Source organism: Brevundimonas sp., from assembly GCF_041648115.1.
Taxonomy (GTDB): Bacteria; Pseudomonadota; Alphaproteobacteria; order Caulobacterales; family Caulobacteraceae; genus Brevundimonas.
Genome location: NZ_JBAZPR010000003.1, coordinates 1 through 18,266 on the forward strand (window position 1 = coordinate 1; position 18,266 = coordinate 18,266).

The 18,266-nt window shown below is 67.1% G+C and carries 18 protein-coding genes and 1 pseudogene; 6 read left to right on the forward strand and 13 right to left on the reverse strand.

Annotated elements, in window-relative coordinates:
• Positions 1 to 168: 168 nt before the first annotated feature.
• A pseudogene (locus WC597_RS02985) lies at positions 169 to 285 on the forward strand (hypothetical protein); the annotation flags it as partial.
• A gap of 1 nt (position 286) precedes the next feature.
• Here WC597_RS02985 and WC597_RS02990 read toward each other — a convergent pair.
• The 5 genes from WC597_RS02990 to topA form a co-directional block, all read right to left on the reverse strand.
• Positions 287 to 931: a hypothetical protein gene (locus tag WC597_RS02990; RefSeq protein WP_372692050.1), complete on the reverse strand. Its 645-nt coding sequence runs from the start codon at positions 929 to 931 to the stop codon at positions 287 to 289.
• Positions 932 to 1,174: 243 nt separating this feature from the next.
• The gene (locus WC597_RS02995) at positions 1,175 to 1,627 is read right to left on the reverse strand and encodes a low molecular weight protein-tyrosine-phosphatase (RefSeq protein ID WP_372691745.1); all 453 of its coding nucleotides are present in this window, start codon (positions 1,625 to 1,627) and stop codon (positions 1,175 to 1,177) included.
• Between the two features lie 22 nt (positions 1,628 to 1,649).
• On the reverse strand, positions 1,650 to 2,834 hold the full coding sequence (locus tag WC597_RS03000; RefSeq protein ID WP_372691746.1) for a hypothetical protein: 1,185 nt from the start codon (positions 2,832 to 2,834) through the stop codon (positions 1,650 to 1,652).
• 5 nt (positions 2,835 to 2,839) lie between these two features.
• Positions 2,840 to 4,729: a DNA mismatch repair endonuclease MutL gene (gene mutL / locus WC597_RS03005; protein WP_372692042.1), complete on the reverse strand. Its 1,890-nt coding sequence runs from the start codon at positions 4,727 to 4,729 to the stop codon at positions 2,840 to 2,842.
• A 199-nt stretch (positions 4,730 to 4,928) separates the two neighbouring features.
• The gene (topA, locus tag WC597_RS03010; RefSeq protein ID WP_372691747.1) at positions 4,929 to 7,556 is read right to left on the reverse strand and encodes a type I DNA topoisomerase; all 2,628 of its coding nucleotides are present in this window, start codon (positions 7,554 to 7,556) and stop codon (positions 4,929 to 4,931) included.
• Positions 7,557 to 7,694: 138 nt separating this feature from the next.
• Between topA and WC597_RS03015 the strand changes: the two genes are divergently transcribed.
• The gene (locus tag WC597_RS03015; RefSeq protein ID WP_159844650.1) at positions 7,695 to 7,889 is read left to right on the forward strand and encodes a hypothetical protein; all 195 of its coding nucleotides are present in this window, start codon (positions 7,695 to 7,697) and stop codon (positions 7,887 to 7,889) included.
• Here the strand turns inward: WC597_RS03015 and dprA are convergent.
• Together dprA and plsY are read right to left on the reverse strand one after the other, a co-directional pair.
• On the reverse strand, positions 7,886 to 8,959 hold the full coding sequence (gene dprA / locus WC597_RS03020; protein WP_372691748.1) for a DNA-processing protein DprA: 1,074 nt from the start codon (positions 8,957 to 8,959) through the stop codon (positions 7,886 to 7,888). The genes WC597_RS03015 and dprA overlap by 4 nt on opposite strands.
• Positions 8,956 to 9,594, reverse strand: coding sequence for a glycerol-3-phosphate 1-O-acyltransferase PlsY (gene plsY, locus WC597_RS03025; RefSeq protein ID WP_372691749.1), 639 nt, complete (start codon positions 9,592 to 9,594; stop codon positions 8,956 to 8,958). The genes dprA and plsY overlap by 4 nt, the downstream gene beginning before the upstream one ends.
• 127 nt (positions 9,595 to 9,721) lie before the next feature.
• Between plsY and WC597_RS03030 the strand changes: the two genes are divergently transcribed.
• A complete protein-coding gene (locus WC597_RS03030) occupies positions 9,722 to 10,654 on the forward strand; it encodes a glycerophosphodiester phosphodiesterase family protein (RefSeq protein ID WP_372691750.1) in 933 nt (310 codons plus the stop codon).
• Here WC597_RS03030 and WC597_RS03035 read toward each other — a convergent pair whose 3' ends face one another.
• From WC597_RS03035 to ruvX, 5 genes are all read right to left on the reverse strand, one after another.
• Entirely contained in the window at positions 10,655 to 11,578 is a 924-nt protein-coding gene (locus WC597_RS03035) for a DUF3693 domain-containing protein (RefSeq protein WP_372691752.1), read from the reverse strand. It abuts the gene before it with no gap.
• A gap of 72 nt (positions 11,579 to 11,650) precedes the next feature.
• The gene (gene pyrC / locus WC597_RS03040) at positions 11,651 to 12,922 is read right to left on the reverse strand and encodes a dihydroorotase (RefSeq protein WP_372691753.1); all 1,272 of its coding nucleotides are present in this window, start codon (positions 12,920 to 12,922) and stop codon (positions 11,651 to 11,653) included.
• Positions 12,919 to 13,905 (reverse strand): aspartate carbamoyltransferase catalytic subunit, encoded by a 987-nt coding sequence (locus WC597_RS03045; protein WP_372691754.1) that lies wholly within the window; start codon positions 13,903 to 13,905, stop codon positions 12,919 to 12,921. The genes pyrC and WC597_RS03045 overlap by 4 nt, the downstream gene beginning before the upstream one ends.
• A gap of 39 nt (positions 13,906 to 13,944) precedes the next feature.
• Positions 13,945 to 14,868, reverse strand: coding sequence for an AEC family transporter (locus WC597_RS03050; RefSeq protein WP_372691755.1), 924 nt, complete (start codon positions 14,866 to 14,868; stop codon positions 13,945 to 13,947).
• Positions 14,865 to 15,344 (reverse strand): Holliday junction resolvase RuvX, encoded by a 480-nt coding sequence (gene ruvX / locus WC597_RS03055; RefSeq protein ID WP_372691756.1) that lies wholly within the window; start codon positions 15,342 to 15,344, stop codon positions 14,865 to 14,867. Before ruvX ends, WC597_RS03050 begins: the two co-directional genes overlap by 4 nt.
• A gap of 73 nt (positions 15,345 to 15,417) precedes the next feature.
• Between ruvX and WC597_RS03060 the strand changes: the two genes are divergently transcribed.
• From WC597_RS03060 to gatA, 3 genes are all read left to right on the forward strand, one after another.
• Complete coding sequence (locus WC597_RS03060) at positions 15,418 to 15,936, forward strand: hypothetical protein (protein WP_372691758.1); 519 nt, start codon at positions 15,418 to 15,420, stop codon at positions 15,934 to 15,936.
• Between the two features lie 94 nt (positions 15,937 to 16,030).
• Positions 16,031 to 16,318 carry an Asp-tRNA(Asn)/Glu-tRNA(Gln) amidotransferase subunit GatC gene (gene gatC, locus WC597_RS03065; RefSeq protein ID WP_135195387.1) on the forward strand — a complete coding sequence of 96 codons (288 nt, stop codon included), beginning with the start codon at positions 16,031 to 16,033 and terminating at the stop codon, positions 16,316 to 16,318.
• A 2-nt stretch (positions 16,319 to 16,320) separates the two neighbouring features.
• On the forward strand, positions 16,321 to 17,799 hold the full coding sequence (gatA, locus tag WC597_RS03070; RefSeq protein ID WP_372691759.1) for an Asp-tRNA(Asn)/Glu-tRNA(Gln) amidotransferase subunit GatA: 1,479 nt from the start codon (positions 16,321 to 16,323) through the stop codon (positions 17,797 to 17,799).
• Between the two features lie 59 nt (positions 17,800 to 17,858).
• Here the strand turns inward: gatA and WC597_RS03075 are convergent, their stop codons facing one another.
• Positions 17,859 to 18,191, reverse strand: coding sequence for a hypothetical protein (locus tag WC597_RS03075; RefSeq protein ID WP_372691760.1), 333 nt, complete (start codon positions 18,189 to 18,191; stop codon positions 17,859 to 17,861).
• Positions 18,192 to 18,266 lie beyond the last annotated feature (75 nt).

Here is an 18,266-nt window from a genome sequence, read left to right on the forward strand (position 1 = left end):
AAAATCGGCCGGTCCGCTGCGCTGGTTGAAGGCTGCGCTGACCGGCCTCTTGCCAACCCCACCAACCCCAGTTCAGATCACCAAAGGACTCTCGTTATGGCTGGATGAGAAACGGGGGTCACGTCAGTCATCACCGATCTGGGCGACGCGTGGCACCGCTTCGCCGCCATGTTCGACTCCCTCCGCAGCGTGAACCACAGCGTGGGCTATTCAATCGACGGCGATCATATCAACGGGATCGAGTGCCAGCACCTACGCATCAGGCGCTCTCTGCAAGGCATCTATTTCAGCTTTTTGAAGGGCTACGGACAGAACTACGCGGACGAACTGTCTTGGCGGGACGATCACCGTCAGATGGACAATGGTCGGCGGATGCTTTTGCTCGCGCGGCGGGCGGCGAAGATGCCGGTCGCCAAGGAGTGGGTAGGCTATTGGCGGAAACGCCCGGCGGTTTCAGCGGCGGGCGTGGGGTGATGCGGAACTCCGCCGGCGCGCCTCGCTTTTCCGCCAAGCCCTCCCGAACCCTCTGCATCAACCCGCCTCTGATCGTGACCGAGAACTTGTTGGCCAGACGGTAGTCCGGTTCGATGCCCATCTCAGCCATCACGAGATGTGCGAGTTCCTGTGGCTTCATCCATCCGCCGCGCTTGCGCAGGATCGCCGACGCTTGACGGCCGACGAGGGGATACTTTTCCTTTGGCTTAGGTAGCTTGGGCGTGAGGAGGAACGGCTCCCAGCCGACGTCATAGAGCAACCTGATGTTGTCTCGGACTTGATCCATCCGACGACGGAGTTCGGTTTTCTCCCGGTCTATCCGTTCCTCAGCCTCGACAATTTCCTTGAGGCCGTTCGCGCTTTCGGCCTGAGTCTCAATGACTTTCAGTTCGCCAAGCAATTTGGCATAGCGGTCTTCGAGAACGGCCTTCGACATGGCCATCACCTCACCATCTGTCGGCTAATATCCGGTTTAGCCGGGTGCCGTTGGACGATTAGGTGACTTTGCGCCCTAACAGCGCCGTTGGGAGAAGGTGGCCCGAAGGGCCGGATGAGGGTCGGCTCCATCCGTCGGCGTCAGCCGTCGCAGTGGCTGACGTCCAGCATCCCACCCTCACCCTTTCGGCTTGGCGCATCGCTGCGCTCTGCGAGCCTCAAGCCCTCTCCCAACGGGAGAGGGTTACAGCTTTTCGACCAGGCCGCGCGCGGCGGCCGTCACCTCGGCCCAGGTGACCTCGAACCCGGCTTCGTCGCCGAAATAGGGGTCGGCGACGGCCTGGCCCTCGCGGCCGGGGACGTGGTCGAGCAGCAGGCTGAGTTCGGCGGTCGCGTCGGCGGGCGCCAGGCGGCGCAGGTTCTCCAGATTGTCGTGGTCCAGGGCCACCACATGGGTGAAGCGGCGGAAATCGGCCTGCGTCACCTGCCGCGCCTTCAACCCCGAGATCTCGACACCATGCCGCCGCGCCGTCGCCTGCGCCCTCGGGTCCGGCGGCTCGCCCGCATGCCAGTCCCCGGTCCCGGCGGAATCGACGATCAGATCGAGGCGGAGCCGCTCCGCCTCGGCGCGCAGGGCGGCCTCTGCGAGGGGCGAGCGACAGATGTTGCCGAGGCAGACGAACAGGATGGAGGGCATGGGATCTTTAAGTATTCCGGGGTCAGTTTTTCGGACCCGCCTCGTCGGCAGGTTTTAGAAATTGAGTGCGAAAGATTTCTGCGCCCGTTTCCTTGATGAACCCTCGGGCTGACAAAAGCGTCGAGCCGCTGAGTTCAACTTCCGCCCAAGACAAGAAGTGGCCGTTTACCTTGATAGCCAACTTGCTGGTCGGTTTTGTGCCCGGAACGTCGAAATCCATCGCCCCGGTGCGCTGACGTCCGTCATCGTCGATAAAGTGGAACTGCACTTTGATCGTCATCGCCGCTCCTTGAGATTTTGCATCGGTCATGAACCTCGGACCAATATCTGGCTCGAACATCGCAGAGGCGTGAGCCGCCGCGATTTGGCCGGCAACATCAACCACGATTTCCGCAACTGGTTTGGCCTCGGCCTGACGGTCAGGATGCCAAGCGTCCTGCCGCTTCAGGTTGCCGTGGAAATAAAATCCACGACGGTCGAGTAGGTGTTTGACTAAAGCATCCGCAGTGGAATGTGTGACGATGGTAGGTTTAGCAGCTGAACGATTGTCATCAGGATCATTTGTGATCGACAAGATCGTTTGATCAAGCATGCTTTTGAAATCAGCGTTCCCAACCAGTTCGCGCATTAAATCGCGAGTTTGAAACTTACCGTTTCCGTACAACGCTTCGATAAGAAGAAATCCAAATCGGAAAGCATCAATGTATTGTTGGGTGATAAGCGCTTCGCGAGCCAAACGCGTCATGTGAGAAGCAAACGATGGATCATCGTTACTTTCGACGGCATAAAAGGCTTGCGCCATCATATCGAAAGGAAGTGGCGGATTTGGCCTTACGCTCTTTGAGCTGAACCCGAACATTTGTATGGCTTCGCGTTCCTCATTGTTGGCGGGGATATAATCCACTTCCATTGCATTAATATCGATTGGAACGGCGAAATATAGATTGATGTAATCGCTAAAGCGTTGTGCGATACGACGTCCAATTTCCCCTATGCTACCGTTGATTGTAATCTCAGCCTTTATAGGGCCGTCGAGTTTTTTTACTGATGGTGCAAGGCTGGTTGGTTGGTTAGTAAAAAATAGAACAAATGCCGTAGCTTCGCCATTGGTGAACTCAAACGACATCTCGGCACCCGACCCATTCAAAATCCAGGCGTCATCCAGCTTTAATGGACGCAAGATTGGGAATTTGAGTCGAACGTCCATCCCTCTCACCTTCTCCCGAACAGCTTCTCCAAGTCGTGCAGCTTGAGCTCCACATAGGTTGGCCGTCCGTGGTTGCACTGGCCCGAATGCGGGGTGGCTTCCATCTGGCGGAGCAGGGCGTTCATTTCGGGGGCGGAGAGGACGCGGCCGGAGCGGACGCTGCCGTGGCAGGCCATGGTGCCGCAGATGGCGGCGAGGCGTTCCTTGAGCGACAGGGCCTGGCCGTGCTCGGACAAATCATCGGCGATGTCGCGGATCAGGCCCTGGACGTCCGTGTCGCCCAGCATGGCCGGGGTCTCGCGCACCAGGACGGCGCCGGCGCCGAAGGCCTCGACGATCAGGCCCATCTCGGCCAGTTCCTCGGCGCGCGAGGCAACGCGTTCGGCCTCGGCGGGGTCCAGATCGACAACCTCGGGCGTCAGCAGGGCCTGGCGGGTCACGGACCCCTCGGCCATCTGGGCCTTCATCCGCTCATAGACCAGGCGCTCGTGAGCGGCGTGCTGATCGACGATGACCAGGCCGTCGCGGGTCTGGGCGACGATATAGTTGGCGTGGAGCTGACCCCGCGCGGCGCCCAGAGGGTAGTCGAGGGGGTCTGTGGGGGCGTGATTGGTGAAGGGTGAGTCGTGAGCGGCGGGGTCGGCAGCGGCGGGGTGTTGCGGCCATAAGGGGCCGTCCCAGCTGGGTTCGACGCGGGCGCTGCGTTCGTTGAGGCCGGGGAGAACTTGCGCGGCGGCGGCGGGCTGGGACCAGCCGGTCCAGCCGCTGAAGCCCTGGGCCGAGGGGGCGCTGGGGCTGTAGGCGGGGCCTGAGCCCAGGCCGGTGTAGCGCTGGAAGCTGGACAGGGTGTCGGCGGCGACGGTTGTGCTGGCGCGGTGGCCGGCCGCGTGCAGGGCGTGGCGCAGGGCGCCGACGATCAGGCCGCGCACCAGGGCCGGATCGCGGAACCGGACCTCGGCCTTGGCGGGGTGGACGTTGACGTCGACATAGAGCGGATCGATGTCGAGGAAGAGGACGGCGGCCGGGTGCCGGTCCCGCGCCAGGAAGTCGGCGTAGGCGCCGCGCAGGGCCCCTTGCAGCAGGCGATCCTTCACCGGGCGGCCGTTGACGAACAGATACTGATGCGCCGCATTGCCGCGCGAATAGGTGGGCAGGCCGGCGTAACCCGACAGGCGCACGCCGTCCCGCGCCTGATCGATGAGCAGGGCGTTGGCCTCGAAGTCGCGGCCCAGCAGGGCGGAAAGGCGTCTCAGCCGGCCCTCGTCGCCGGGGTGTTCGGCGGGCAGGCGCAGGGTGACCTTGCCGTCCAGCGACAGGGTGAAGGCGACAGCCTCGTGCGCCATGGCCTGGCGCTTGATCTCCTCCGAGATGGCCATGGCCTCGGACCGCTCGGACTTCATGAACTTGAGGCGGGCGGGGGTGGCGTAGAAGAGGTCGCGCACCTCGACCCGCGCGCCGTGCGGGCCGGGGAAGGGGGCGGGGGCCAGGGGATGGGTCGCGCCACCCTCGACCGTGATGGTCCAGGCCTCGGTCTCGTCCTGTGACCGGGTGGTGATGGACAGGCGGGCGACCGAGCCGATGGACGGCAGGGCCTCGCCCCGGAAGCCCAGGGTGTGGATGCGCAGCAGGTCCACGTCGCCGGCGTCGTCGGGCTCCAGCTTCGACGTGGCGTGGCGTTCGATGGCCAGGGGCAGTTCGGCCCTGGGGATGCCCTTGCCGTCGTCGGCGATCAGGATGCGCGACAGGCCGCCGCCGTCGGCCTGGATCTCGATATTGCGGCCCCCGGCGTCCAGGGCGTTCTCGACCAGTTCCTTGATGGCGCTGGCCGGCCGCTCGACCACCTCGCCGGCGGCGATGCGGTTGACGGTTTCGGGGGAGAGGCGGCGGATGGGCATGAGGGCAGGAAGATAGGCGGCGGGGGGGATTCGCGCCACGCACTATCATTTCCCTCTCCCGTTGGGAGAGGGTGGCCCGAAGGGCCGGGTGAGGGTCGGGCGGTGGGCCAGTTCGCAACACCGCGACCCTCACCCTTTCGCGCGAAGGCCGATCGCTGACGCTCTCGGGCGCTCAAGCCCTCTCCCAACGGGAGAGGGATCAGTCTTCGGTCTTCGGCTTTGCGGCCTTCTTCGCCGGAGCCTTCTTCGCGGCGGGTTTCTTGGCTGCGGCCTTTTTCGGAGTGGCGGCCTTCTTGGCGGCGGGGGCCTTTTTCTTGGGCGCGGCGCCGGCCTTGGCGGCGAGCAGGGGGAGGGCGTCTTCCAGGGTCAAGTCTTCGGGCGCCACGCCCTTGGGCAGGGTGGCGTTGATCTTGCCGGACTTGACGTAGGGACCGAAGCGGCCGGCCATGACGTGGATCGGCTCGCCCGTCTCCGGGTCGGCGCCCAGATCCTTGAGCGGGGCCGTGGCGGCGCCGCGACCGGGACGACCGGCGCGTTTTTCCGCCAACAGGGCGACGGCGCGGTTCAGGCCGACCTCGAACACCTCGTCGATGTCCGAGACGTTGGCATAGGTGCCGGCGTGCAGGACGAAGGGTCCGTAACGGCCCAGGCCGGCGGTGATCATCTTGCCGTCCTCGGGGTGGACCCCGACCTCGCGCGGCAGGGCCAGCAAGCGCAGCGCCTGGTCCAGCGACAGGGAGGCGGGCGACCAGCCCTTGGGCAGGGACGAGCGTTTGGGCTTGTCACCCTCGGGCGGCGTGATTTCCACATAGGGGCCGAAACGGCCGATCTTCAGCTGAACCGGCTGACCCGTTTCCGGGTCGATGCCCAGTTCGCGGTCGCCGCTTTCGGCCGAGCCGTCCTCGGCCGAGGGGCTGGCGACGGGGCGGGTGTATTTGCAGTCGGGATAGCGTTCGCAGCCGATGAAGGCGCCGAACCGGCTGGTCTTCAGGCTGAGCTGGCCGATGTGACACAGGGGGCATTCGCGCGGATCGGATCCGTCTTCCTTGGCCGGGAAGATGTGGGCGCCCAGGCTTTCGTTCAGGGCGTCCAGGATGGCCGTGGTGCGCAGTTCGCCGGCGGCCTGGGTCGCGGCGTGGAAGTCCTGCCAGAACTCGCGCAGCAGCAGCTTCCAGTCCAGTTGACCGGCGGACACTTCATCCAGGCGGGTCTCCAGCGCGGCGGTGAAATCGTATTCGACCCATTTGGCGAAGAACTGCTCCAGGAAGGCCGTGACCAGCCGCCCCTTGTCCTCGGGATAGAAGCGGTTCTTGTCGACGCGGACATATTCGCGGTCGCGCAGGGTCGACAGGGTCGAGGCGTAGGTCGAGGGGCGGCCGATGCCCAGCTCTTCCAGCTTCTTGACCAGGGTGGCTTCGGAATAGCGCGGGGGCGGTTCGGTGAAATGCTGGTCGGTGCGGATGGCGTCGACCTTGGCCTTGGCGCCTTCCTTCAGCGCGGGCAGGCGGCTGGTGTCGTCGCTCTCGTCCTCTTCGGCGCCCTTCTGCTTCTCGTCGCGACCTTCCTCATAGACGGCCATGAAGCCGTCGAAGGTGACCACCTGGCCGGTGGCGCGCAGGCCGGTGAGGCCGTCGGGCGTCTCGATCTCGACCGTGGTGCGGTCCAGGCGGGCGGCCTCCATCTGGGAGGCGACCATCCGCTTCCAGATCAGTTCGTAGAGGCGCTGAAGATCGGAATCGAGGCGCACGGTGTCGGGATGGCGGGCGATGTTGGTCGGCCGGATCGCTTCGTGCGCTTCCTGAGCATTCTTGGCCTTGGTCTTGTAATAGCGGGGTTCCTGCGGAACGAAAGCCGGGCCGAACTGCTGGCTGATGACCTCGCGCGCCTGGGCGATGCCCTCGGGCGTGGTCTGGACGCCGTCGGTCCGCATATAGGTGATCAGGCCGCCGGTTTCGTCGACGCCCTCATACAGTTTCTGCGCCGCCTGCATGGTGCGCTGGGCGGAAAAGCCCAGCTTGCGCGAGGCTTCCTGCTGCAAGGTCGAGGTGGTGAAGGGCGGCGCCGGGTTGCGGCGGATCGGCTTCTTCTCGACCGAGTTGATGGTGAAGTCGCCGGCGTCGATGGCCGCGCGGGCGGCGGTGGCGGTCGCCTCGTCCTTGATGTCCAGACGCTGGACCCGCTTGCCTTCGTGCTTGACCAGGCGGGCGGTGAAGGGCGGGCTATCGGCGTTCAGGTCGGCCTCGATGGACCAGTATTCCTGGGCCTTGAACTTCTCGATCTCCATCTCGCGATCGACGACGATGCGCAGGGCGACCGACTGGACACGGCCGGCCGAGCGGGCGCCCGGCAGCTTGCGCCACAGGACCGGCGAGAGGGTGAAGCCGACGAGGTAATCCAGCGCGCGGCGGGCCAGATAGGCGTTCACCAGCTCCATGTCGATCTGGCGCGGGGCGGCCATGGCGTCGAGCACGGCGGACTTGGTGATGGCGTTGAAGGTGACGCGTTCGACGTGCGTGTCCTTCAGCACCTTCTTCTTGTTCAGCACTTCCAGCACGTGCCAGCTGATCGCTTCCCCTTCGCGGTCGGGGTCGGTCGCGAGGATGACGCGGTCGGCGCGCTTGGCGGCCTCGGCGATTTCGGACAGGCGTTTGGCGCCCTTGGCGTCGGCCTCCCAGTGCATGGAGAAGTCGTCGTCGGGCAGGACCGAGCCGTCCTTGGACGGCAGGTCGCGGACGTGGCCGTAGGAGGCCAGGACTTCGTAGTCCGGGCCGAGATACTTATTGATGGTCTTGGCCTTTGCGGGGCTCTCGACGATGACGAGGTTCATATCTGTCCGGTCTCGGGAAGGGGCGCGAACGTGGTTGGAGCGGGGCCGTGAGTCAATCGCACCTGTCGTCTTACAGCCTAAGGTAGTTGTGTTTTAATGAAGCGCGGTTAGATTGTGGATCTGGCAACGGAGACGATCATGGCGACGGCGCGAAGCGAAAACACATCCGCGACGGAGTTCCGATCGGACATAGAGGCGGCGGCCTTTCCCACGCGGGAATATATCGGCGCCATGGCGCTGGAAATGGCCCGGCTGGCGCGCGACGAGGGCGACGTGCGGCTGGCGGGGATGCTGGAACAGGTTGCGGGCGTTGCGGGTCATCCGCCGGCCTAGGTGGACGCCAGCCCGCCGGGCAGCAGGTCGGCGCGGCCGGTCAGGCTGAGTTCCAGCAGGGCGGCGGCGACCTGGGAGACGGGCGCGGCCAACGCGCGGGCGATCTCGTCGCGGGGCGTCGGGGTGGGTGACAGCAGGGCGGCGACACGGTCGAGGAAGGCGTCGTCGATGTCGCCGTCGAATCTCATTTGATCCGCCGCCGGCTCGCGCAGGGTGCGCAGGGTGTTGAAGGCGCGGTCGATGTCCTCGATCCCCTCGCACAGGATGGCGCCCTGACGCAGCAACTCGTTGGGGCCGCGGGCGCGGGGATCCAGCGGCGATCCGGGCACGGCGAAGACGTCGCGGCCCTGTTCGGCGGCGAGGCGGGCGGTGATCAGGGAGCCGGACCTGATCTCGGCCTCGACCACCACGACGCCGCGCGACAGGCCCGAGATGATGCGGTTGCGACGGGGGAAGTCTCTAGCCTGGGCGCGGGCGCCGACGGGGCTTTCGGAGACGATGCAGCCCTGGTCCGTCAGGCGGGCGTAGAGGTCGGCGTGTTCGGGCGGATAGATGTCGTTCACCCCGCCGCCCAGGACGGCGACGGTTCCGGTCTCCATGCCTCCTTCGTGGGCGGCGGCGTCGATGCCGCGCGCCATGCCCGAGACGACGACATGGCCGGCCTGGCCCAGTTGTTGCGCCAGACCGCGCGCGATCCGCTGACCGCCTGCCGAGGCGATGCGGGCGCCGACGATGGCGACGCAGGGCTGGTTCAGCAGGTCGGCGCGGCCGCGGGTCCACAGGATGGGCGGGGGCGGGTCGAGTGCCGCCAGCAGCTCGGGATAGTCGTCGTCGCCCAGCACCAGCAGGCGGGCGCCGATGGCGTCGCCGGCGGCCAGTTCACGCTCGACCGCCTCGACCGGCGGGGGCGTGGAAGCGGCGCCGGACTTGCGCACCAGATCGGGCAGGGCGTCCAGCGCGCTGGCGGCCGAGCCGTAGCGGGAGAGCAGCTGGGCGAAGGTGACCGGACCGATGCGGTCGGTGCGGGTGAGCCGCAGCCGGGCGAAGCGTTCGGCCGGGCTCAGGCTCACGCCTTCTTGGCCCCGATGCGCGGTTCCTCGCCCTTCAGCAGCCGGGCGATGTTCTGGTGGTGACGCACCCAGATCAGGACGGCGGCGAAGACGGTCAGGGCGAGGATGGGCAGGTCCACCGGCAGGCCGACGACGGCGAGCGGCAGCAGGGCCAGCAGGGGCGCGGTCGCCGCCGAGATCAGGGCCGCCAGCGACGAATAGCGGAAGACGAAGGCGCTGATCAGCCAGACCGCTCCGGCCATCAGGCCCAGGGGCCAGGCGGCGGCGATGAGCAGGCCATAGAAGGTGGCGACCCCCTTGCCGCCCTTGAACTTGAGCCAGACGGGGAACAGATGGCCCAGGAAGGCCGCGCCGCCCGCGACGGCGCCCGCGACCTCGCTGTCGAACAGGTGACGGGCGATCAGCAGGGCGACGGCGCCCTTGCCGGCGTCCAGCAGCAGGGTCGCCAGGGCCAGATCCTTGCGGCCGGTGCGCAGGACATTGGTCGCGCCGATATTGCCCGAGCCGATATTGCGCACGTCGCCTGCGCCGGCCGCGCGCGTGATCACCACGCCGAACGGAATCGAGCCGAGCAGATAGCCGCCCAGCGCGACCAGCGCCAAGGTCCCGATCGCGGGGCCCACCAGATCCTGCACGTTGATTCGCTCCCCGCGTGTCGTTGCGGCAAAATGCGTCGGCGCGCGGCGCGGAGCAAGCGCGATCCGACCTCTTGACCCGATGATCGGCGCAGCGTCTGGTCCGCCCGCCTTGCCGGAGACTGTCATGACCCGAATCCCCGTCGCCGCCGCCGTGGTTTTGTTGTTGTCCACGACAGGTTGCGTCGGCGCGCCGCCTGCGGCTACGACGCCCGCCGCTGGGCCTGCGCTGGCCGCCTGGTTCGACTGCGTGCGCGACGGCGGCGTGGCGATCTCGGCGCACCGTGCGGTTTCTGCGATGGATCAGCCCGAGAACTCCATCGCCGCCATTGAGGCGACGGGGCGGGCGATTCCCAATGCGATCCTGGAACTGGACGCCGTCCTGACCAAGGATCAGCATCTGGTGCTGATGCACGACGAGACGATGGAGCGGACGACCACCGGGCGCGGCCGGGTGGCGGACCTGACCCTGGCCCAGGTGAAACGGGCGCGGCTGAAGGCCTCGAACGGCGCCCTGACCCGCGCCGCGCCCCCGACCCTGGGCGAGGCGCTGGACGCCGCCGGGCGCGTGGGGGCCATCGCCAGCATCGACCTGAAGCCCGCCGACGGCGAGACGACCGTGGATCTGGCGCGGGCGGTGATCGATCAGGTGCGCCGGTCGCGGGCGGGCAACCGGGTGATCCTGATCACCTATAACGAGGCCGATGCACGGGCTGTGGCGGCGATGGCGCCGGAGATGATGATCTCGGCCGGACTGAGCGGCGTTGACGGATTGCAGGGATTGAACGCACCGCAGATCCTGGCCTGGACCGGGACGCGCGAGGAACGGCCTGCCCTGTGGCGCGCCCTACGCGACGCCGGCGTGGAGGTTCAGTTCGGCACGCTGGGCCGGGAAGGCGTACGCCGCGACGACCGCTACGCCGCCGACGGCGACGTGTCGGAATACCGCGACCTGGTGCGCCAGGGCGTGACGGTGATCGCCACCGATACGCCGCTGGCGGTCAAGTCGGTGCTAGGCGCCGAGGTGGCCAAGGCTGCGACGTGCGAGCGGCCGCGCTGATCAGCGTTTTGCCGGCAGCACCGCCATCAGGGCGCGGGTGAAGCCGATGGGGGCGACGGTCAGGTGGTCTTCGTCGGTCAGGACTGTGGATCGGACCGTCAGGCCCGGATAGGCGCGCGATTTCAAGGTGCGCTCCATCGTGCGGACATCGGCGACCATGTCCGCGCCGGAGGTGTTGCGACGGTCGGGGCCGGGCACCTCCCAGCCGCCGATGTACATGAAGACGTCGGCGGGCAGGTCGCGATGGGTGCGGGCGTAGTCGGCCTCCATCCCCATGATGTGGCGCTTGTCATACCAGAAGGACGGGCTGCCCAGGACATAGGCGTGGAACAGGCCGGGGTCGGTGAAAAGGATCTGTGCGCCCAGCAGGCCGCCGTAGGAATGGCCCAGCAGGACGCGGCGCTCGGGATCGGCGCGGAAGCGGCTTTCGACGAAAGGCAGGGCCTGGGTCTTCAGATAGGTCTGATAGGCGGGGCCGCCGCCGTGGAGCATAGAGCTGGAACTGCGGGGGCCGTTCGGGGTCGGCGTGTAGTCGCGGTTTCGACTGATCGTGCCGCTGTCGCCGCGCGAATAGGACAGGCCGACGAGGATGAACTCCTCGATCACCAGGCCATCCAGGTTCACGCGCCGGGCGATCTGACGGATGATCGGGAAGGCGTAGTCGGCGTCGGTGACATAGAGGACCGGATAGCGGCGCTGGGGGCTGGTCTCGTAGCTGGCGGGCAGGCTGATGAAGACCTGATAGTCGCGGCCGGAGACGGGGTCCGGCACGGTCCAGACCTGGGTGCCCGTCAGCACATAGGGCGCGCCTTCGGCCGCGTCAGGCGCAGGCGAAGACTGGGCGTCCGCCGGTTCCGAACAGCCCATGACGGCGCCGGCCAGCAGAACCAGCCCCAGGCCGGCGATGCGTTTCCAGATCGTCATGACCGATTCCCCGATAAGCTTCACTGTCGCTGAGCCTAGGGCGGAATGTGGCGGAAACCCGGAGAGGCTAGGTCAGTGAACCTTTCGTCCGCCCACCCACGTCCCGATCACCTTGCCTTGCAGACGCCGGCCGTCAAACGGGGAGTTCTTGGATTTGGAATGCAGGGCGTCGGCGTCGACGATGATCGGCGCGCCGGGGTCGAACAGGACCAGGTCGGCGGGGGCGCCCTCGGCCAGAACCCCGGCGTCGAGGCCCAGCAGGGCGGCCGGTCCCTGGGTCAGGGGCCGCAGCACGTCCAGCAGGTCCAGACCGGCCTCGTGGTGCAGGGTCAGGGCGGCGGGCAGCAGGGTCTCCAGGCCGATGGCGCCGGGCGCGGCCTCGGCGAAGGGGCGGCGCTTGTCCTCGGCCGGGGCCGGGGCGTGGGCGGAGGTGATGACGTCGATCAGGCCTTCGCGCACCGCCTCGATCAAGGCCTGGCGGTCGGCTTCCGACCGCAGCGGCGGGTCCAGCCGGTAGAAGGTGCGATAGTCGCCGATGTCCACCTCGTTGAAGCACAGGTGGTTGATCGAGACGCTGACGGCGACCTCCAGCCCCTTGGCGCGGGCGCGGGCCAGGGTCTCCAGCGCGCCCTCGGTCGAGATCTGATCGACCAGGAAACGGGCGCCGGTCTGTTCGACCAGGGCCAGGTCGCGTTCCAGACCGATACGTTCGGCGATGGCCGGGCTGCCGGACAAACCCAGGCGCGTGGCCAGTTCGCCGGAGGCGGCGACGGCGCCCTCGGTCAGCCACGGATCGGCCGGGCGGCAGGCGATCAGGGCATTGAATGCGGCGGCGTAGCTCATCACCCGCTGCAGGGTGCGGCTGTTGACGATGACCTTGTCGCCGTCGGTGAAATACAGGGCGCCGGCCTCGTCCATCAGGCCGATCTCGGCCATGCGCTGACCCTCCAGGGCCTTGGTCGCGGCGCCGGCGGCGCGGACATTGACCAGGTTCAGGGCCGCGCCGCGCCGCTGGATGAAGTCGATCATCGCCGGGTCGTCGACGGCGGGGTCGGTGTCGGGCTGGACGACGATGGTGGTCACGCCTCCGGCCGCGGCGGCCAGGCTGGCGGACTTCAGCGTCTCCTTGGGCTCGGCGCCGGGTTCGCCGGTCTTGACCCGGATATCGATCAGTCCGGGTGCGAGACACAGGCCGTCGGCGTTGATGATCTGATCGGCGTCGATGTGGGATGCGCCGTGGACGACGCGGACGATGCGACCGTCCTCGATCAGAAGGCCGCCGGGACCGTCATAGTCGGTAGCGGGGTCCAGCAGGCGGGCGTTGATGATGGCGACGGTGGTCATCGGGCGTACCCCCCCCAACGGGCGGAGAGGGAGGCGAGGACGGCCATGCGGGCGGCGACGCCCATCTCGACCTGATCCTGGATCAGGGAGACGTCCAGATCGTCGGCGACGTCGGAATCGATCTCGACGCCCCGGTTCATCGGGCCGGGGTGCATGACCTTGGCGCCCGGCTTGGCCCAGGCCAACTTTTCGCGGTCCAGGCCCCAGAAGCGGAAATACTCGCGGGTCGAGGGCACCAGGGCGCCGGCCATCCGCTCAAGCTGAAGGCGCAGCATCATGACCACGTCGCAACCTTGCAGGCCCTCGCGCATGTCGTGGAAGACCTCGCAGCCCCAGCGGTCGGCGTCGCCGGGCACCAGGGTCGGCGGGCCGATCAGGCGCACCCGCGCCCCCATCATCTGAAGCAGGGCGACGTTCGACCGCGCCACGCGGCTGTGGGTGATGTCGCCGCAGATGGCGACGGTCAGGCTGGTCACATCGCCAAAGGCGCGGCGCATGGACAAGAGGTCCAGCAGGGCCTGAGTCGGGTGTTCGTGACGGCCGTCCCCGGCGTTGACGACGGCGCAGCCGACCTTCTGGCTAAGCAGCTCCGCCGCGCCCGAGGCCGAGTGGCGGATGACCAGAATGTCGGGCTTCATGGCGTTCAGCGTCACCGCTGTGTCGATCAGGGTCTCGCCCTTCTTCACCGACGACGATCCGACCGGCATGGTCACCACGTCGGCGCCCAGCCGCTTGGCCGCGATCTCGAACGAGGAGGAGGTGCGGGTCGAGTTTTCGAAGAACAGGTTCACGACCGTGCGGCCGTGCAGCAGATCCAGCGCCTTGGACGACTGGCGATTGAAGTCGACGAAGGCGTCGCCGAGATCCAGCAACTGCGGGGTGACGAACGGATCGAGGTCCGACGCGGCGAGGAAGTGGGGTTTCGGGAACGGGACCAGCCGATCGCGGATGGTCTGGTCGGTGACGTCTGAGGGCTGGGTCATCGAGACGCGGCTATAGGCGTGACTCGGTCTGAACGCGAGTCAGACGAAGTGGAACAGCGCCAGAAGAATGGGGATGACCACGGCGCTGCCTACGGTGGTCAGGGCGATGACGCCGGCGATCAGGGGCGCGTCGCCGCCCATCTGACGCGCCAGGATGTAGGAGGCGGCGGAGCCTGGCGCGGCCCCGCAGATCAGGGCGATGCCCTGGGCCAGGCTGTCGCCGCCCAGGGCCCAGGCGATGAACCACATCAGGGGCGGCATGACGCCCAGCTTGACCAGGGTGACGGCGGCGATGGTGGTGCGGCGGCGCCGGACCTCGGCGAAGGACAGACCCGCCCCGGCGACGATCAGGCCCAGCGGCAGGGCGGCGGCGCCCAGCAGGTTCAGGGCGTCGGACAGGCCGGGGATCAACGGCACGCGCAACAGGTTCAGCGCCAGGCCGATCAAACAGGCCAGCAGGATGGGGTTGGCGATCATCGACTTCGCCAGACCCAGCACCGAAGGCTCGCGCCGCAGCGACCCCCATTTGGCCAGCACGGCGACGCAGGCGATATTGGTCACCGGAATGATGAAGGCGATGGCGACCGCCGCCATGGCCGTGCCCTCCGAGCCATAGACAGACTGGATCACCGGTACGAAGACGAAGCTGTTCCAGCGGATCACGCCCTGGAAGACGCTGGTGTAGGCCGGGCCATCCAGGGTGATCAGGGGCTTGGCCGCCAAGGTTGCGGCCGCCACGATCAGGGTCGCCCCGACCGCCGCCGCGCCCGCCACGGTCGCGCCGCCGCCGGCCAGGTCCGCGTGCCAGATCGCGGGGATCAGGAAGCTGGGGTAGAAGATGTTGATCGACAGCTTCTCGATCGGCCGCCAGGCCTCGTCGGGCAGGAAGCCGGATTTTCGCAGCCCATAACCCAGGGCGATCATCAGAAAGACCGGCAGGACGCCGGCGATCAGGGCCGTCAAATCCAGGTCGCCTGATCCCGCACCCGATCCAGCGCCCCCTGCAGGATCCAGGCGGCGGCGGTGCGGTCCACGACCTGGGCGCGGCGGTTGCGGTTCAGATCCAGGTCCTCGATCAGGAAGCGTTCGACGGCGCTGGTGGACAGCCGCTCGTCCCAGAAGGCGATGTTGATCGGGCGCAGCCGTTCCAGATTGCGGGCGAAGGCCCGGCACGACTGGGCGCGCGGGCCTTCGGAGCCGTCCATGTTGGCCGGCAGGCCGATGACCAGGGCTGAAACCTTGCGATGGGCCATCAGCTTGAACAGCTGCTCGGCTTCCAGCGTGAACTTGGATTTGCGGATCAGCTCCAGCGGCGAGGCGATCAGGCGCGTGGTGTCCGACACGGCGACGCCGATGGTCTTCTCGCCCAAATCCAGCCCCATCCACGGCGTGTCGGGCGGGCAGGCGGCGGGCAGGTCGAGGAGGTCGAGAACGGGCACGGCCTGCGGTTAGGACTGGCGCGGCCTTAAGTCAAAGGCGATGGTGATCGCCCCGAAGACGGAGGACGGCGAAATGCGCAGGGTTTTCCTGACGGCGGCGGTGGTTCTGGCCTTGGGTCTGTGCGGCTGCGGGCCGGCCGAGACGCCACGCAAGACGGCGGGCGCCAAGCCCGCGCCCACGCCGATGTCTGTGACCAAGGCGCCGACCCGACCTGTCGGTCCGTCAGCGCGTCATCCGGTCATTCCTCGCGAGGAGATAGGCACGGCGGCCGATATCTCCCAGTTCCACGCCCTGCCGGCGCTGAGCGCCAAGGTCTTCAGCCTGTCTGGCGGCGATCCGGCGGTGAACGGCCTGGTGACCTATTTCGCCCTGTTGAGCGGCCCGGCCGAGGGCTGGAGCGTCTATCCGCTGGGCGACTATGCCGAATGGCGGGTGGTCGAGGCGAAGGCCGGACGCGTGGTGCTGGCGGTGCGTCCGGACACGGCGGGGCCGGACGGGAATATTCTGAAGGCGGATCGGACGGTGCAGGTCGACTTCGCCTGGAATGGCGAGACGCCGCCAAACGCGGTCGATGTCAGCACGACGCAGTGACGCGGCGTCAAACGCCCGGCGTCTGATCCTTGTGAATCCCTGTGCAGGCGGCTAATCCGACCGCTTCGTTTCATTCTGTGTGTTGGAGGGCCGCATGGCCATCGACGCTGCGACGGTGCGCAAGGTTGCGCATCTCGCCCGCATCAAGACCCCCGAGGACCGGCTGGAGCCGCTGGCGCAGGAGCTGAACGGCATCCTGGCCTGGATCGAGCAGTTGGACCAGGTGGATGTCGAAGGCGTGGAGCCGATGACCTCGAACGTCGCCCAGCCTTTGCGTCTGCGCGAGGACGTGGTGACCGACGGAGACAAGATCGACGCCGTCCTGTCCAACGCCCCGAAATCGGCCGACGGCTTCTTCGTCGTGCCCAAGGTGGTCGAATAGTCATGAGCGACCTGACCAAACTGACCCTGAAGGGCGCTGTCGACGGCCTGAGGGCCAAGGATTTCTCCTCGGCCGAGATCACCCACGCCTTCCTGACCAACATCGAGGCCGCCAACCCGACGCTGAACGCCTATGTCGAGGTGACGGCGGACAAGGCGATGGATATGGCCCGCGCGTCCGACGCCCGCATCGCCGCCGGCCAAGGTGGAGCGCTGGAAGGCGCGCCGCTGGGGATCAAGGACCTGTTCTGCACCGAAGGCGTGCAGACGACGGCCGGCTCAAACATGCTGCGCGGCTTCGTGCCGCCCTATGAATCGACCGTCACCGCCAATCTGTGGCGCGACGGGGCGGTGATGCTGGGCAAGCTGAACATGGACGAGTTCGCCATGGGCTCGTCCAACGAGACCTCGGCCTTCGGTCCGGTCGTGAACCCGTGGAAGTCGGCCAACTCCAACGCCGAGCTGACGCCGGGCGGGTCTTCGGGCGGTTCGGCCTCGGCCGTGGCGGCGGACCTGTGCCTGGCCGCGACTGCGTCGGACACCGGCGGTTCGATCCGCCAGCCTGCCGCCTTTACCGGCACGGTCGGGATCAAGCCCACCTATGGCCGCGCCAGCCGGTTCGGCATGGTGGCCTTCGCCAGTTCGCTGGACCAGGCTGGGCCGATCACCAAGACGGTCGAGGACGCGGCCCTGCTGCTGCGCTCCATGTGTTCGTTCGACGCCAAGGACTCCACCAGCCTGGACATCCCGACGCCCGACTGGACCCAGTCGGTCGGCAAGTCGGTCAAGGGACTACGCATCGGCGTGCCGCGCGAATATGTCGTGGACGGGATGCCGGCCGAGATCCAGGCCCTTTGGGATCAGGGCGTGGCCTGGCTGAAGGACGCCGGCTGCGAGATCGTCGAGATCAGCCTGCCGCACACCAAATACGCCCTGCCGACCTACTATATCGTGGCGCCGGCCGAGGCTTCGTCCAACCTTGCCCGCTATGACGGGATGCGGTTCGGGCACCGGGCCGAAGAGTTCAAGTCGCTGGATGACCTGTACGCCACCTCGCGCGCGGAAGGGTTCGGCAAGGAGGTCCAGCGTCGCCTGACCATCGGCGCCTATGTGCTGTCGGCCGGTTTTTACGACGCCTACTACGTCAAGGCGCTGAAGGTGCGTCGCCGCATCGCCGAGGACTTCGACAACGTTTGGGGTCAGGTGGACGCCATCCTTACGCCATCGACGCCGTCAGCGGCGTTCGCGCTGGGCGACAAGCAGATCGACCCGCTGACCATGTATCTGAACGACGTCTTCACGGTGACGACCAATCTGGCCGGCCTTCCGGGCATCTCGGTGCCTGCGGGCGTGGACGCCGGCGGATTGCCGCTGGGTCTGCAGGTCATCGGCAAGGCGCTGGACGAGGCGACGGTGTTCCAGGTCGGCGCGGCGCTGGAACGCGCGGCGGGCTTCACGGCCAAGCCGGGAAAATGGTGGTGAGATAACTTCTCTTTGTCGGAGAAGCGAAGGGGCCGGCGGATCGCCGGCCCCTTCTTTAATTACTCGGCCGGGAGCGCCTTCAGGTCGGTGTCTATGGCGGCGATCTTGGCGTCGGTGATATTGCCCTGGGAGTAGGGGGCGACCTGGCGCAGGGTCATGCCTTTGAACTGGCCATAGGCGGGGTGTTTGTCGAGGCCGGGCAGGTGCTTGTCCAGGACCGCCTTGGTCGCGGGATCGGCGATCAGGGCCTCGATGGTGCTGTCGATGGTGGGGTGGGCGGCGTGATGCTCGTGCTCAGGCGCGGGGGTCGGAGCGGGCGCAGTCTGGGCCGAGGCGGCGCCGGCCAGCAGCAGGGAGGCCGCAGCGGCTGCGGCGAACAGGGTTTTGGTCATCGAAATCTCCGTTGAGAGGCGCAAGTTGATCGCCTTTCGCGACATCATCAAGACAGCCCCCTTTCTCGCCGCCGA